The sequence below is a fragment of the Sphingobium sp. genome, assembly GCF_003248505.1.
Lineage (GTDB): Bacteria > Pseudomonadota > Alphaproteobacteria > Sphingomonadales > Sphingomonadaceae > Sphingobium.
In genome coordinates this window covers 1-15,091 of sequence record NZ_QFOA01000001.1, presented here as the reverse complement: position 1 = coordinate 15,091, position 15,091 = coordinate 1, and the positions used below count along the sequence as shown (strand labels likewise).

Sequence of the window (15,091 nt, the reverse complement as noted above, 5' to 3'; positions counted from 1 at the left end):
TTGCAACCTGCCGATGCTTTTCGCAGTTGCAATAATTTGTGCCGCAGCGCACATAGAACAGGCCTTTCAGGCATCCTCTCCTAAAACTTTCGGGCTGACCTTCGGGTCGGCCCTTTTTTTATGCTCGCGCCGTATCGACCGGGGGGACTTTCCGAACGTCACTGCGTTTCCTATCTCGTTTCGCATCAGCAAAGACGAGGATGACGCGTGGCCGATCAGGAGCGGACCGGACGGAAAATTCAGGTGGCCAATGCCCGGCCCGAAGATGCGGGACGCGGTCTTGCGCGGCTTCCGCTGGCGGTAATGGCCGAATTGCACTTGTCCGAAGGCGACGTGATCGAGATCGCGGGCAAGCGGGTCACGTCCGCGCGGGTGGTGCGCCCCTACAAGGAGGATGAAGGGCTGGACGTGTTGAGGCTCGACGGGCTTCAACGCGCCAATGCCGGGGCTGGATCGGGCGACTTCGTCCAGATCGGCAGAGCCGACCCTCGTCCAGCGCAGCGCGTCGTGTTCGCGCCCGCACAAAATAACTTGCGGCTTCAGGGCAATCCCGATGCATTGAAGCGCGTCTTTTTCGAACGTCCGCTTTCGGCGGGCGATATCGTTGCAACGTCGGGGCAGCAGCAAGTGCCGCCCGGCGATATGCCGCCCCAGCTTCGGCAGATGCTGGCGGCCCCGGCCTATGCGCTGCAGGAAATCCGCCTCGTCGTCGTATCGACCACGCCCAAGGGGATCGTGCGCATCGACGCCGACACCGAGGTCGAACTGCGTGCCGAATATGAGGAACCGCGAGAATCGCGTCGCGCCGATGTTACCTATGACGACGTCGGCGGCATGGCCGAAACCATCGACCAGCTGCGCGAGATGGTGGAATTGCCGTTGCGTTATCCCGAACTGTTCGAGCGGCTGGGCGTCGATCCGCCCAAGGGCGTTCTGCTCCACGGTCCGCCGGGGACAGGCAAGACGCGCCTTGCTCGCGCCGTCGCCAATGAATCCGATGCCGAGTTCTTCTTGATCAACGGGCCGGAGATCATGGGATCGGCCTATGGCGAATCGGAAAAGCAGCTGCGCGAGATTTTCGAGGCGGCGGCCAAGTCCGCACCCTCGATCCTGTTTATCGATGAAATCGATTCGATCGCCCCCAAGCGCGGCAATGTGACGGGCGAGACCGAAAAGCGCCTCGTCGCGCAATTGCTGACACTGATGGATGGCCTCGAACCCCGGGCCAACCTAGTGGTTATCGCTGCGACCAACCGGCCAGAGGCGATAGACGAGGCGCTGCGGCGACCGGGTCGTTTCGACCGCGAGATCATCGTCGGCGTCCCCGACGAGCGGGGGCGGCGCGAAATTCTGGGCATCCACACGCGAGGTATGCCGCTCGGCGACAAGGTCGACCTGTCAGAACTCGCCCGCATGACCTACGGCTTCGTCGGCGCGGATCTGGCCGCGCTCAGCCGGGAGGCCGCGATCGAGACGGTGCGGCGCTTCATGCCCCGCCTCAACCTGGAGGAAGGAACGATCCCGCCCGACGTGCTGGAGGAACTGTCCGTCACGCGCGAGGATTTCATGGCCGCGATCAAGCGGGTCCAGCCGTCCGCGATGCGCGAAGTGATGGTACAGGCGCCCAATATCGGCTGGTCCGATATCGGCGGACTCGACGACGCGCAGATGCGGCTCAAGGAAGGGGTCGAACTGCCGCTCAAGGATCCGGACGCCTTTCGCCGCATCGGCATTCGTCCGGCCAAGGGCTTCCTGCTCTACGGCCCGCCCGGCACCGGCAAGACGCTGCTGGCGAAAGCGGTCGCGCGCGAAGCACAGGCCAATTTCATCGCAACCAAATCGAGCGATCTCCTCTCGAAATGGTATGGCGAAAGCGAGCAGCAGATCGCCCGCCTCTTCGCCCGCGCGCGGCAGGTCGCCCCGACCGTGATCTTCATCGACGAACTCGACAGCCTCGTACCCGCGCGCGGCGGGGGCCTTGGCGAACCCGCGGTAACGGAACGGGTGGTCAACACCATTCTGGCCGAGATGGATGGACTCGAGGAATTGCAGTCGGTTGTCGTCATCGGCGCGACCAACCGCCCGACGCTGGTCGATCCGGCGTTGCTTCGTCCGGGGCGTTTCGACGAACTGATCTATGTCGCGGTTCCCGATAAGGCCGGGCGTTCACGCATCCTGGGCATTCATACCGCCAAGATGCCGCTTGCAGAGAATGTGGACCTCGACGACCTTGCCGAAAGGACGGAGCGCTTTACCGGCGCGGATCTGGAAGACCTCGTGCGCCGCGCGGGACTGGTCGCGCTGCGCCAGTCGCTCAGCGTGGAAAAGGTGACACGGGCTCATTTCGAGGAAGCGTTGGAGGAAACGCGTGCATCGGTCACCCCGGAAATGGAGCGTGAATATGAGCAAATCCAGTCCCAGCTCAAGCAGCGCGCGATGCAGGTGGACCCGATCGGCTTCGTGACGCCCGGCATGGTCCGCTCGCGGGTACGGCCCGACTAGCCAAGAGCCTGTCTTGCAAAAGAGCGGCGATGGCGGATTGAACCCAATCCGCCATCGCCGCGTTGATGACAATCGGGTTGCAACCATCTTGCCAGTCAGCGCGGGATTTGCGAATCGCGACTATCGGATCGAACAGGCGAGTGTTGATGGCTTCTATTCCCTTGAAGAAGAGCAAGACGGGCGGCAAATCGGGTGTCCGGTCCTTTTTCAGCCAATGGAACATGTTCTTCCGGCAATTCGTCCGCCATCCCGGCATGATCGGTTCCATCATTCCTTCTTCCGATGCGCTGGTGGACCGGATGCTGGACGGCGTGGACTGGCGCAGGACACGGTTGTTCGTCGAATATGGGCCGGGTGTAGGTACATTCACCCGCACGGTGCTCGACCGGCTTCCGGCGGACGCGACGTTGCTTGCAATCGACCTCAACCTCGACTTCGTCGCCTATCTGGAGGCGGAGATCGTCGACCCCCGCCTGCGCGTCGTTCATGGATCGGCGAGCGATGTGCGCCGCTTCATCAAGGAAGCCGGGCATTATCATGCCGATTATGTGCTGTCGGGCATCCCCTTCTCGACGCTGCCGGGCGGCGTGGGCGCTGCGATCTGCGAAGAGACAAGGGCGGCGTTGCGACCGGGTGGCGCTTTCCTCATCTACCAATATTCGCGGTTCGTCCGCCGCCTCCTCTCCCCGGTCTTCGATCATGTGACCGAAGAGCGCGAATGGCGGAACATCCCGCCATGCCACCTGATCCGCGCGACGCGGACGCAGGAATTGGCTCAGGCGGCCTGAACGGCAAAAAGCATCTCTTCCCCCAAATGGGGTATGCGCCATCAAACCTGAGGACATAAGGTAGGCGCGTGGCGGATTTCCGCCTGTCGGCGACCGGATCATTTGCGACCCATGATCCGGTCGTCGGCTCGTCAACTCCGCCGCCTTGCTTCCCCTCGCCCCGCCTTTCATGCTAAGGGCGCGCCGACCTTTGCGGCGAGACCCCCGATGAACGACCTCACCCAGACGCCCGAGATGCTGATCGCCACGATGGGCGGTCGTGCGCGACAAGCCGCCGCCGCGTTGGCGCAGGCGGAAGACTCGCAGAAGGCAGACGCACTACGGCGTGCTGCGCAGTCGCTGAGGGAACGTGCGTCCGACATCCTTGCCGCCAATCGGCGCGATATGGACAATGCGGCAGCGAACGGCCTGTCCCCCGCCATGCTCGACCGGCTTCGGCTGGACGACGCGCGGCTGGAAAGTGCGGCGGCCGGCGTCGAGCAGGTAGCGGGCCTCGACAATCCGCTCGGGCAGGCGATCGACACCCGAACGCGGCCCAACGGCCTGGAGCTGAGCCGGGTGCGCGTGCCGCTGGGCGTCATCGGCATCGTCTACGAGAGCCGCCCCAATGTGACGGCGGATGCCGCGGCGCTGTGCTTGCGGGCGGGCAATGCGGTGATCCTTCGCGGTGGGAGCGAGGCCAGGGAGAGCAATCGCGCCATCCATGCCGCGATGGTCGAAGGGATCGTGGCCGCCGGGCTCCCCGCCGAAGCGGTGCAGTTGGTTCCGACGACCGACCGCGCGGCGGTCGGCGCATTGCTGAAGGCGGCGGCTTTCATCGACCTGATCGTGCCGCGCGGCGGCAAAAGCCTGGTGGCGCGGGTGCAGGAGGAAGCGCGGGTGCCGGTACTGGCGCATCTGGACGGGATCAACCACAGCTATGTTGATGGCGCGGCGGACCCGGCCATGGCGCAGGCGCTGGTCGTCAATGCCAAGATGCGGCGGACGGGCGTGTGCGGGGCGACCGAAACCGTGCTCATCGACCGCGCCTTCGGCGACGCCCCTGCCCTGATACAAGCGTTGATCGCGGCGGGCTGCGAAGTGCGGGGCGACATGGCGGTGCAGGCGATGGACGCGCGAGTGAAGCCCGCGACCGATGAGGATTGGGATACCGAATATCTCGATGCCATCGTGTCGGTCCGGTTGGTGGACGGCGTGGACGATGCCATCGCTCACATCGCCGCGCACGCAAGCCATCACACCGACGCGATTGTCACGCAGGATGGGGGCCGGGCTGCGCGGTTCCTGAATGCGGTCGACAGCGCCATCGTCATGTGGAACGCATCCACCCAGTTCGCCGACGGGGGCGAATTCGGCCTGGGGGCGGAGATCGGCATTTCGACCGGGCGCCTTCATGCGCGCGGGCCGGTGGCGCTGGAAGGACTGACGACCTACAAGTGGATCGTGCGCGGAACGGGACAGACCCGGCCCTGAATGTCGTGCGAGCGGGATATTAAAGAGACAGCGAAGTAGACAACCGATACATGGTTGAAATAACTCTTAGTTAGCTAACTAAGTTTCTCGCTTTCACGACCGTGTCGATGGCTTTGAGTATATCGAGCATCGGTCCCACCGTATCGAGCCGCAGCATCACAGGCCCGTCGGACGGCGCATTGTCGGGATCGTCATGCGCCTCGGCAAAGATGGCAGCGACCCCGGCTGCGACGGCGCTGCGGGCGAGGAGAGGCGCGAATTCGCGCTGCCCGCCCGACGCGGAGCCGAGCCCGCCGGGCTGCTGCACCGAATGGGTCGCGTCGAACACCACGGGATAGCCGGTCTGCGCCATGGTGGGCAGCGCGCGCATGTCGCTGACCAGCGTATTGTAGCCGAAGCTTGCCCCGCGTTCGGTGAGGAGGATGCGCTCATTGCCGGTCGATGCGACCTTTTGCGCGACTGCCGCCATGTCCCATGGGGCGAGGAACTGCCCCTTTTTGACGTTGACGACCGCGCCTGTCCGGCCAGCCGCCAGCAGCAGGTCGGTCTGGCGACAAAGGAAGGCGGGGATCTGGATGATGTCGACCGCCTGCGCGGCGGCTTCGACCTGGGTCGCGTCATGGACGTCGGTCAGCACCGGGCAGCCGAGCGTCGCCTTGACCTCCGCCAGGATGGCCAGCCCCGCGTCGATGCCCACGCCCCGCCGGCCCGACACGGACGTGCGGTTCGCCTTGTCGAAGCTGCTCTTGAAGATGAACGGCACGCCCGCCGCGTCCGCCGCCTTCCCCAGCGCCTGCGCCATGAACAGCGCATGGTCGCGGCTTTCGATCTGACAGGGTCCGGAAATGAGGACGAAGGGCAGGTCGTTGCCGATGACGATCGGACCGACGCTGACATGTTTGGGCATGGTCATGGCGCGGTCACTTGGGCGCTTTTGCAAAGCGGCGCAACAATTGTCCGCGCCACAGCCCCTTGCCCGGATGATAGTTCCAGCAGAACCAGCCGAATGCAAGGCAGGCGAGCAGCGCCGGGATCGCCATCGGATCGCCATTAGCGCGCATGTGGCGGTAGAAGGTCAGGTCCGCGTTCCAGCGGTCCCGCTCGCTCCCGCCGCCGTTGATGCCATACATATTGTCGTGCTTGCGGCAGCCGACATTGCGGTTGTATTTGCGATGGTCGATGAAATAGCAGTAGTCGCGTTCGGGCGTGTTCATGCGCGCGATTAGGGCGGGGCCGTTGGAAAAGTTCAAGCGTAAAGTCTTTTATCTCGGCGGATTCGACCCTCGCGGCGTGCGTTTCTATCACCAGCTCTATCGCGAGCAGGCAGCGCGCCATGCCGCGCTGACCGGCGAGGCGGTGGACGTGAGCGGGCGGCAGGCAGGACCGGGGGGCGCCGCGGTATCCGCGCGCTGGACCGTGACGAACCCGGCCGCCGGGGTCGAGACCGACTATGAATATCTGCGCTGGGAAGACCTGATCGGGAAAGTGTGGATTCGCAATCCACTGTCGCTCGCGCTCCGGTCGGCACGCGCCTATGCGGGCCATGCCCGGCACATGGATTTTCGAAGGATGCGGCGGCTGCGCCGGGGGCCGGTGATCACTATCCTCTATCCGCCCGTGCTGGCGGTTCTGATCCCCCTGTTCCTCGCGCTGGTGCCCGCGTTGCTGCTGTCGCTGCTGATGCCCTGGTGGGCCGCCGCGCTGGCCGGGATCGGCGTGAGCATGCTGCTGTCCGGGCGCATCCTCGCCAAGCTGGTGGTGCCGTGGCTGCTGCGGTTCATGACCTATCACGGAGCGCTGGCGAGCGAGGGGCCGGGCGAAGCGCTGGACGCGCGGATCGACGCCTTCGCTCGCCGGATCGCGGCGGAAATTGAGGGCGACTGGGACGAAGTGCAGCTCGTCACGCACAGCGCGGGCACGATCCTTGGGATGCGGCTGCTGCGGCGGGTGATCGCGCTGCGCGGCGGCGCGCTGCCGGACCAATTCGCGATGCTGGGGCTGGGACAGGTGGTGCCGGTGATCGGGCTACGGCGCGACGCTGAATGGTATCGTGACGACCTTGAGGCGCTGGCCGACAAGCGCTTCCGCTATGTCGACATCAGTTCGCCGCCCGATGGCGCGGCCTATTTCGACGTGAACCCCTTCACCCTCGTCGCGCCCGCCCATGCGGCGCGGGTCGACATGCTTTCGCCGCGCTTCCACCTGTTCTACCGCCCGGAAAATTACCATGGCGGCTGGTCGAACAAATATGAGGCGCATTTCGACTATCTGCGTGTGGGCGACAGGCTGTCGCCGCTGGACTTCATCAGCCTGACCGCCGGGCGCCGCACCGTGGACGAAGCCGTCGCCGCTTTCAGGACCATCCCTTGACCGACCTTTTCACGCCCCCCTACCCCCAGCCTCCCAAGAGCAAGCGCGGCCTTATCAAGCGCTTCCTGCGCGGCTGGCACAGCTGGATCCATGTGCTCTTCGACAAGAGCTATACGATGAAGATGGGCGAAATCCGCCTGCCCGGCCGGACCATGTATATCGCCAACGAACTGAGCCTCGTAGACAGGATCCTGCGCGGCGGGACGGCTTTTCCCAAGCATAGCGAACTGGTCCGCAACCTCGATCCGCTGATCGGCAATTCGGTCTTTTCCGCCAACGGCGCGGATTGGGAGAGCCAGCGGGCGATGGTGAACCCGGCCTTCGCGCATACGGCGCTCGGACGCTCCATGCCGCTGATGGTCGCGGCGGCGGACGATCTGCTCGCGCGGATCGCCGCGGCGGCGCAGGCCGGCAAACCGGTCGATATCGATCCCATGATGACGCATGTAGCCGCTGACATCATCTTTCGCACCCTGTTCAGCGAGACGCTGGACGAAGCCCGTTCCAACATCATCCATACCGCCTTCGGCAAGTTCCAGCGGCTGGCGCATAGTGCGTCGATGCTGCGGCTCTACGGCGTCCCGGCGGGATGGTTCGAAAGGCGCTCGCGTGGGCCCGCGCGGGCGATCCACGATGTGTTCCGCCCGATCGTGGAGGCGCGATACGACGGCTTTCACGCGCGGGGGGAAGCCGAACCGCGCGACATCCTCCAGTCGCTAATCGAAGCGAAACACCCCGAAACCGGCGCGCCCTTCACCTGCAAGCAGGTGATGGAGCAGGTGTCGACCATTTTTCTTGCGGGCCATGAGACATCGGCGAGCACCATGACATGGGCACTCTACATGCTGGCCGAATGCGCCCATATCCAGGACCGGGTGCGCGCGGAGGTCGCAAACCTTGCGGAAGACCGCCCGCTGACCGCCGCGATGCTCAAGGACATGGGACAGGTGCGCAATATCTTCAAGGAAACGCTGCGGCTCTACCCGCCCGTCTCCTTCCTGCCGCGCGAGGTCACATGCCCGATGGACATGCGCGACAAGCATCTGGAAACCGGCGCCATGCTGGTGGTCGCCCCGTGGCTGACGCAGCGTAACAAGGATAACTGGACCTGCCCCCACGCCTTCGATCCCGACCGGTTCGACGATCCTGCCAATGCGGAAATGACGAAACAGGCCTGGTTCCCATTCGGCAGGGGTCCGCGCGTGTGTGTGGGAGCGGGCTTTGCCCAGCAGGAGGTGATGACCGTGATCGCGAGTGTCGTGCGCGCCTATCGCATCGCCGTGCCGCAGGGGTTCAAGCCCGAACCCATCAGCCGCCTTACGATCCGCCCCCGGACGGGGATGCCGCTGTTGTTCACGCCGACCTGAACGGAGGGGTCGCAGGGCGATTGAGAGGGGGAGGAGAAATGGTGCTGCCGGTGAGGATTGAACTCACGACCTCAGCCTTACCAAGGATGCGCTCTACCACTGAGCTACGGCAGCACTCTATTTCCGGTCCGCCACGCTGTGCGCGCTTTGGAGGCCGGGCCTATGGCCGCCCGGTGGGCCGATGTCAAGGCGGGTTGCGGCGGATGACGCATTTTGGCTAAGGCTTTGCCATGGCAGAGACGCAGGACGAGAAAAAGGCCCGACTGGCGCAGGCGCTGCGTGACAATCTGCGTCGGCGCAAGGCGCAGGCGCGGGAAGGGACCGCCCCTCCCGCACCCGAACCGGCCGCCGACTGACAGAGGTCAGAGCGGCGCGCAGGCCGCGTTCAACCACGCGAGCGCTTCGCCGTCGAGTTGTGGCCCGACCACTTCGACCACGCGGGCGTGATAGGCGTCCAGCCAAGCCCGTTCGCCCGCGCTGAGCGCCTCCCTATCGACCATATGGCGGTCGATCGGGGCGTAGGTCAGCGTTTCGAAACCCAGCATCGGCTTTTCCGCGCCGGGGATCGCGCGCTCTTCGACCAGCACCAGATTTTCGATGCGGATGCCATATTCGCCGGCCTTGTAATAACCCGGCTCGTTGGAGAGGATCATGCCCGCCGCCAGCGGCTCATCCCCGCCGCCGAAGGTCGCGATGCGCTGCGGCCCTTCGTGTACGGACAGGAAGCTGCCGACGCCGTGGCCGGTGCCGTGGGCGTAATCCAGACCTTCGGCCCAGAGATATTGCCGCGCCAGCACATCGAGCTGACCGCCGCGGGTGCCCACCGGAAAGACCGCGCGGGCGAGCGCGATATGCCCTTTCAGCACCAGCGTGAAGCGATGCTTCATTTCCGCCGTGGGCGTGCCGATGGCGACGGTGCGCGTGACATCGGTGGTGCCGTCGCGATACTGGCCGCCCGAATCGACGAGGTAGAGACTGCCGGTCTCGATCGGACGGTTGGTCTTTTCCTCGACCCGGTAATGCACCACCGCACCGTTAGGCCCCGCACCGCTGATCGTGTCGAAGGACAGGTCCTCCAAGAGGCCGGTGTCACGGCGGAAGGTTTCAAGCCGGTCGGCAGCCGCAAGCTCGTCAAGGCCACCCTTGGGCGCCTCGACCGCGATCCAGTGAAGGAAACGGCTGAGCGCCGCGCCGTCCCGCGCCTGCGCCGCCTTGTGCCCGGCGATTTCGACCTCGTTCTTGATCGCTTTGGGCAGAACGACCGGATCGCGCAACGGCAGCACGGTCGCCCCGCCCTGGTCCAGCGCATCGAAGATGGCAGCGACGGCGCGTTCGGGATCGGCGGTCACGGTTCGGCCCGAAAGATCGGCCAGCGCGTCGGCAAAGGCGGCACGGTCATGGACGCGCACGGCATTGCCCAGATGCTGGACGACCGCATCGTCCATCTTTTCGGGCGCGACATAAAGGTCAGCCGTGGCGTCGGCGTGGACGATGGCGTAGGCGAGCGCGACGGGCGTGCGGTCCACATCCTTGCCGCGCACGTTGAAGGCCCAAGCGATCGAATCGAGCGCGGACAGCACGGCGGCGTCGGCCTTTTTCGCGGTCAGCCAGTCGGCGATCGCGGCGCGTTTTTCCGCTGCGTTTCTGCCAGCGAAACGGTCGTCATGCACGACCAGCCTGGCAGCGCTGGGCGTAGGGCGATCCGGCCAGACCGCGTCGACGGGATTGGTGTCGACCGCGACGAGTTGCGCGCCCTTTTCGCTCAATGCCTGCGTCGCCTGGCGGACCCAGGCGCGGGTGTGGAGCCAAGGGTCGTAGCCGATGCGTGCGCCCGGCCCGGCATGGTCCTTCAACCAGTCGGCGATCGAGGTCTGCGGCACGCTTTCGAACTGCCAATGTGTACCGTCCACCTGCTCGCGCACCTGAAGCGTATAGCGCCCGTCGGTGAAGATCGCCGCTTCCTGCGGCAGCACGACCGCGCTGCCCGCCGAACCTTGAAAACCGGTCAGCCACGCCAGCCTCTGCGCATAGGCGCCGACATATTCGCTCATATGCTCATCGGTCAGCGGCACCACGAAACCATCGAGCTTCTGTCGGACCAACTGCGCGCGCAGGGCCTTCAGGCGGTCTTCATAACTGGACATCGAACTTTCCTTGGATCATTCCGGCGACTTGCAACGGCCGCAAAGCAGACAACATAGATGGGCACGGACGTTTATGCCAGCGCCCGCCCCCGCCTGAACCATGGATAGTGAATGACCGATCGAACCCTCCCGCCTTCCGCACCGCAGCGCCCCCACAGCTTCACCCGACACGGCATCACGGTGGAGGACAATTGGGCATGGCTACGCGACCCCGGCTACCCGGAGGTGACGGACGGCGATGTGCTGGCCTATCTGGAAGCGGAGAACCGGTGGTTCGAGGCTGCGATGGCCGCACGGCAGCCGCTGATCGACGGTTTGTTCGAGGAAATGAAGGGGCGCATCAAGGAAGATGACAGTTCCGTGCCGCAAAAGGACGGCGACTATGTCTATTGGCGCGCCTTCGAAAAGGGCGCGCAATATCGTAAATGGTATCGCAGGCCCGTCGCGGGCGGCCCCGATCAGCTGATCCTAGACGAACCGTCACTGGCGGAAGGGCACGAATATTTCCGCCTGGGTGCGATGTCGGTCAGCCCGGACGGGCGCTATCTTGCCTACGCCATCGATACGGACGGGTCCGAACGGTTCGAGGCGCGGATCAAGGACCTGTTTTCGGGCGAGATCCTGCCCGAAGTCATTCCCGATACGCTGTCTTCGCTGGTGTGGACATCGGACAGCAGGGGTCTGCTCTACGGTATCGCCAACGAAAACTGGCGGACGGACAATGCACGGCTGCACCGGCTGGGGCAGGATGTCGCCAGCGATGTCGAGCTGTTCCACGAGGACGATGAGGGGTTCCGCGTTTCCATCGGCCTCACCTCCTCGGAAAAATGGATCGTCATCGCGACGGGCGATCATGTGACGAGCGAGGCGTGGCTGGTGCCCGCCGACGATCCCACCGCCGCGCCGATGCTGGTGTCCGCGCGCAAGCCGGGCCGCGAATATGACGTCGACGAGCATGAAGGCACGCTCTACATCCGCACCAACGACATCCATCCCAATTTCCGGCTGGCGAAAGCGTCGCTCGCCACGCCCGAAAAGTGGGAAGAGGTGATCGCACCCGACGCGCATTTCTACCTCACCGATTTCACCCTGTTCAAGCGCTTCTACGTAACGGAAGGACGGCAGGACGGGCTCGACCAGATCGAGCTGCGCGATTACGCCACGCATGAAGCCAGACGCATCCCCTTCCCCGAAGCGAGCTATTCGGCGAGCCTCGACGACAATCCCGAATATGACGTGACGACGCTGCGCATCGGATATGAATCGATGGTGACGCCCGACACGATCTACGACTATGATCTCGCCACCGGCACGCTGGAGGTGCTGAAGGTTCAGGAAATCCCTTCGGGCTACGACGCGGCGCGTTATGCGACCGAGCGGCTGATGATCCCGGCGCGTGACGGCACCGCGATCCCGGTGTCTATCGTCTATCCGAAAGATCACCCGCGTGACGGAAGCGCACCGCTGCACCTCTACGGCTACGGCGCATACGGCATCGCGATGGAGCCGGGCTTTTCGACCAGTCGCCTCTCGCTCCTCGACCGGGGGTTTGCCTTTGCGCTGGCGCATATCCGGGGCGGCGACGACCTTGGCCAGCAATGGTATCTCGACGGGAAGCTGGACAAGCGGGTCAACACCTTCACCGATTTCGTGGATGTGGGCAAAGGGTTGATCGAGCGCGGCTATACCGCCAAGGGACGGATCAGCATTTCGGGCGGATCGGCAGGGGGCGAGCTGATGGGCGCAGTAATCAACAGCGATCCGGACCTGTGGGGCGCGGTGGTGGCGCATGTGCCTTTCGTCGACGTGCTCAACACCATGCTGGACGAAACATTGCCGCTGACGCCCGGAGAGTGGCCCGAATGGGGCAACCCGGTCGAGGACAAGGCGGCGTTCGAGACCATCCTGTCCTACGATCCCTACAGCAATGTGAAGGCGCAGGATTACCCCCCGTTGCTGGTCACGGCGGGCCTTAACGACCCGCGCGTCACTTACTGGGAACCGGCCAAATGGGTAGCAAAGCTGCGCGCGACCAAGACGGACGGCAACATGTTGCTGCTCAAGACCAACATGGGCGCGGGCCATGGCGGCAAGTCGGGGCGCTTCGAAAGTCTGCGCGAAACGGCGGAGGAGTTCGCCTTCATCCTGTGGCAGCTGGGGCTGGAACGCTGATGGCCGCTGGCTTCACGCGGCAGATCACTGCGCTGCCCGAGCATATCGATATCCTGGGGCACGTGAACAACGCCGTGTGGGTGCAGTGGATGGAGCAGTTGTCGGTCGAACATTGGAACAGCACCGCCGACCCGGCCCATGTAGAAGCCTATATCTGGGTCGTGACACGGCACGAGATCGACTATCGCGGCAATGTAACGGTGGGCGAGACTGTCACAGGGCGCACTTGGATACCCGAAGGGCCGCGTGGCGCGCGCTTCGACCGACTGATCGAATTCACCGGGCCCGATGGCAAGGTGAAGGTCGCGGCGCGCTCCACCTGGGCGATGATCGACAGGGCGACCGGTCGCCTAATGCGGGTACCGCCAGAGGTCGCCGCCCCTTTCCTGAAAGCGGGATAAGCGAATGAGCGGCGACCCCGTCCATGGATACTGAAGTCGGCGCAATGCAGCCGATGTTGCGGCCATTACCGCAAACGACAACGCCGCCCCGGTGATGTTCCGGGGCGGCGTTTGTGGTTCTATGTCGTTGGTTGCGGGAGGGCGATCCAACCGTGACCGACAAACGCCAGAAAAATCTGGTTTGTCGGTATCGGTGGTTGCGGGGGCTCGCAACCACCGATACCGACATTTGCTGCAAACCTTAATCTAGCAAACCTTAATCTAGCAAACCTTAATCTAGCAAACCTTAATCTAGCAAACCTTAATCTAGCAAACCCTACGCAACGGTGTTGCAGGATTATTGTTCTATTACAATGTGTTAGATAAAATTAAAATGTAACACTCAGCGACACTCACGCCGCCACTCAATGAGTTTTTGCTATTTTATGGAATAATAATAATTGAACCGCGCCGGGTCTGCCGTGAACCGCGCCGGGTCTGCCGGAGGCGTTGGGTTGTGAGTCACGCTGCCATATCGATGTTGTCTGCGGCAGCATAATATTGATCTTCGGCTTCGGCAGGCGGGATGTTGCCGATGGGCTCCAGCAATCGGCGATGGTTGAACCAGTCGACCCATTCCAGCGTGGCGTACTCAACCGCTTCGAAGCTGCGCCACGGTCCGCGCCGGTGGATCACCTCGGCTTTGTAAAGGCCGTTGATCGTCTCGGCCAAAGCATTGTCATAGCTGTCGCCGACGCTGCCGACCGAGGGCTCGATCCCGGCTTCGGCGAGGCGCTCGGTGTACTTGATGGACACGTATTGTGACCCGCGGTCGCTATGATGGATGAGGCCGCCCCGGTGGGGCGGCCGACGATCGTGAAGCGCCTGTTCCAGTGCATCGAGGACGAAGCTGGCATGGGCCGTCCGGCTGGCTCGCCAGCCAACGATCCGCCGAGCATAGGTATCGATGACGAAGGCGACGTAGACGAACCCCGCCCAGGTCGCGACGTAGGTGAAGTCCGACACCCACAGCATGTTTGGCGCTGGCGCGTAGAACCTGCGGTTGACGTGATCGAGCGGGCACGGTGCCGCCTTGTCGCTGATGGTCGTGCGCACCGGCTTGCCCCGGATCACACCTGCCAAGCCCATCTCACGCATCAGCCGAGCGACCGTACAGCGTGCGATCGGAAAGCCTTCCCGCATCATCTGTCGCCAGACCTTGCGCACACCGTAGACCGCAAAGTTCTGGGCGAACACGCGCGCGACCTCCGGCTTGAGGACCGCATCCTGCCGTGCTCGCGCCGACAGGCGTGTTGGATCCTGTCGCTGCGCGACGCGCTCGTGATAGGTGGATGGGGCGATCGGCAGGACGCGGCAGATCGGCTCGACCCCATAGGCATCGCGGTGATCGTCGATAAACGCGATCATCGCCGGAACGGGCGGTCGAGCTCCGCCTGAGCAAAATATGCTGACGCCTTGCGTAGAATCTCGTTGGCCTGGCGCAGCTCGCGGACCTCGCGCTCCAGCGCCTTCATCTTGTCGGCAACCTCGGTCGGAACACCGGCCCGCTTGCCGCTGTTGACCTCCGCCTTCTTCACCCACTCATGCAGCGTCTGCGGAACGCAGCCGATCTTCTCCGCGATCGACACCACCGCCGCCCAGCGGGAGGGATAATCGCGCTCGTGATCGACCACCATCCGCACGGCCCGCTCGCGGACTTCCGGCGCAAACTTGTTCGTCGTCTTGCTCATACAGGCTCCACCTTCTCAGGAGTTGGAACCTCCGGCAAACCCGGCGCGTGTGTGGATGCCTCCCAGATTGCAAGGTGATTTTCTGACTTTGCTCGGCACAGCGCTTCATCGGTCGTGTGTCAGGCCTCTGGTGTGGCTTGCTGA

General features: G+C 64.0%; 12 protein-coding genes, 1 tRNA gene and 1 other annotated feature. Of the genes, 8 read left to right on the top strand and 5 right to left on the bottom strand.

Translation table 11 applies throughout. From position 1 onward, the window contains the following. Positions 1 to 207 precede the first annotated feature (207 nt). From DI606_RS00065 to DI606_RS00055, 3 genes are all read left to right on the top strand, one after another. A complete protein-coding gene (locus tag DI606_RS00065) occupies positions 208 to 2,502 on the top strand; it encodes a CDC48 family AAA ATPase (RefSeq protein WP_293978736.1) in 2,295 nt (764 codons plus the stop codon). A 146-nt stretch (positions 2,503 to 2,648) separates the two neighbouring features. Continuing rightward, positions 2,649 to 3,290, top strand: a complete 642-nt coding sequence (locus DI606_RS00060; protein ID WP_293978734.1) for a methyltransferase — start codon at positions 2,649 to 2,651, stop codon at positions 3,288 to 3,290. A 207-nt stretch (positions 3,291 to 3,497) separates the two neighbouring features. After that, on the top strand, positions 3,498 to 4,763 hold the full coding sequence (locus DI606_RS00055) for a glutamate-5-semialdehyde dehydrogenase (protein ID WP_293978731.1): 1,266 nt from the start codon (positions 3,498 to 3,500) through the stop codon (positions 4,761 to 4,763). 70 nt (positions 4,764 to 4,833) lie between these two features. On the opposite strand, the gene kdsA is transcribed toward DI606_RS00055, so the two are convergent. Together kdsA and DI606_RS00045 are read right to left on the bottom strand one after the other, a co-directional pair. Continuing rightward, entirely contained in the window at positions 4,834 to 5,676 is an 843-nt protein-coding gene (kdsA, locus tag DI606_RS00050; RefSeq protein ID WP_293978728.1) for a 3-deoxy-8-phosphooctulonate synthase, read from the bottom strand. Between the two features lie 7 nt (positions 5,677 to 5,683). Continuing rightward, the gene (locus tag DI606_RS00045; RefSeq protein WP_367119445.1) at positions 5,684 to 5,977 is read right to left on the bottom strand and encodes a hypothetical protein; all 294 of its coding nucleotides are present in this window, start codon (positions 5,975 to 5,977) and stop codon (positions 5,684 to 5,686) included. A 22-nt stretch (positions 5,978 to 5,999) separates the two neighbouring features. Between DI606_RS00045 and DI606_RS00040 the strand changes: the two genes are divergently transcribed. Then, the gene (locus DI606_RS00040) at positions 6,000 to 7,133 is read left to right on the top strand and encodes a hypothetical protein (RefSeq protein ID WP_293978723.1); all 1,134 of its coding nucleotides are present in this window, start codon (positions 6,000 to 6,002) and stop codon (positions 7,131 to 7,133) included. Next, positions 7,130 to 8,500, top strand: coding sequence for a cytochrome P450 (locus DI606_RS00035; RefSeq protein ID WP_293978721.1), 1,371 nt, complete (start codon positions 7,130 to 7,132; stop codon positions 8,498 to 8,500). The genes DI606_RS00040 and DI606_RS00035 overlap by 4 nt, the downstream gene beginning before the upstream one ends. 39 nt (positions 8,501 to 8,539) lie before the next feature. On the opposite strand, the gene DI606_RS00030 is transcribed toward DI606_RS00035, so the two are convergent. Continuing rightward, positions 8,540 to 8,614: transfer RNA gene (locus DI606_RS00030), tRNA-Thr, on the bottom strand. A gap of 116 nt (positions 8,615 to 8,730) precedes the next feature. On the opposite strand from DI606_RS00030, the gene DI606_RS00025 reads away from it, so the two are divergent. Next, positions 8,731 to 8,856 carry a hypothetical protein gene (locus DI606_RS00025; RefSeq protein WP_293978719.1) on the top strand — a complete coding sequence of 42 codons (126 nt, stop codon included), beginning with the start codon at positions 8,731 to 8,733 and terminating at the stop codon, positions 8,854 to 8,856. 6 nt (positions 8,857 to 8,862) lie between these two features. On the opposite strand, the gene DI606_RS00020 is transcribed toward DI606_RS00025, so the two are convergent. Continuing rightward, the gene (locus tag DI606_RS00020; protein ID WP_293978717.1) at positions 8,863 to 10,644 is read right to left on the bottom strand and encodes an aminopeptidase P family protein; all 1,782 of its coding nucleotides are present in this window, start codon (positions 10,642 to 10,644) and stop codon (positions 8,863 to 8,865) included. A 111-nt stretch (positions 10,645 to 10,755) separates the two neighbouring features. Between DI606_RS00020 and DI606_RS00015 the strand changes: the two genes are divergently transcribed. Both DI606_RS00015 and DI606_RS00010 read left to right on the top strand, forming a co-directional pair. Beyond that, positions 10,756 to 12,816 (top strand): S9 family peptidase, encoded by a 2,061-nt coding sequence (locus tag DI606_RS00015; RefSeq protein WP_293978715.1) that lies wholly within the window; start codon positions 10,756 to 10,758, stop codon positions 12,814 to 12,816. Further along, positions 12,816 to 13,217, top strand: coding sequence for a thioesterase family protein (locus tag DI606_RS00010; RefSeq protein ID WP_293978711.1), 402 nt, complete (start codon positions 12,816 to 12,818; stop codon positions 13,215 to 13,217). The genes DI606_RS00015 and DI606_RS00010 overlap by 1 nt, the downstream gene beginning before the upstream one ends. 501 nt (positions 13,218 to 13,718) lie before the next feature. Here the strand turns inward: DI606_RS00010 and DI606_RS00005 are convergent. After that, a protein-coding gene (locus tag DI606_RS00005; protein WP_086012831.1) for an IS3 family transposase occupies positions 13,719 to 14,947 on the bottom strand; the annotation gives its coding sequence in 2 pieces (ribosomal slippage) (positions 13,719 to 14,659 and positions 14,659 to 14,947; 1,230 coding nt in all). Continuing rightward, positions 14,550 to 14,666, bottom strand: a sequence feature (AL1L pseudoknot). It overlaps the preceding gene by 117 nt. Positions 14,948 to 15,091: the final 144 nt, after the last annotated feature.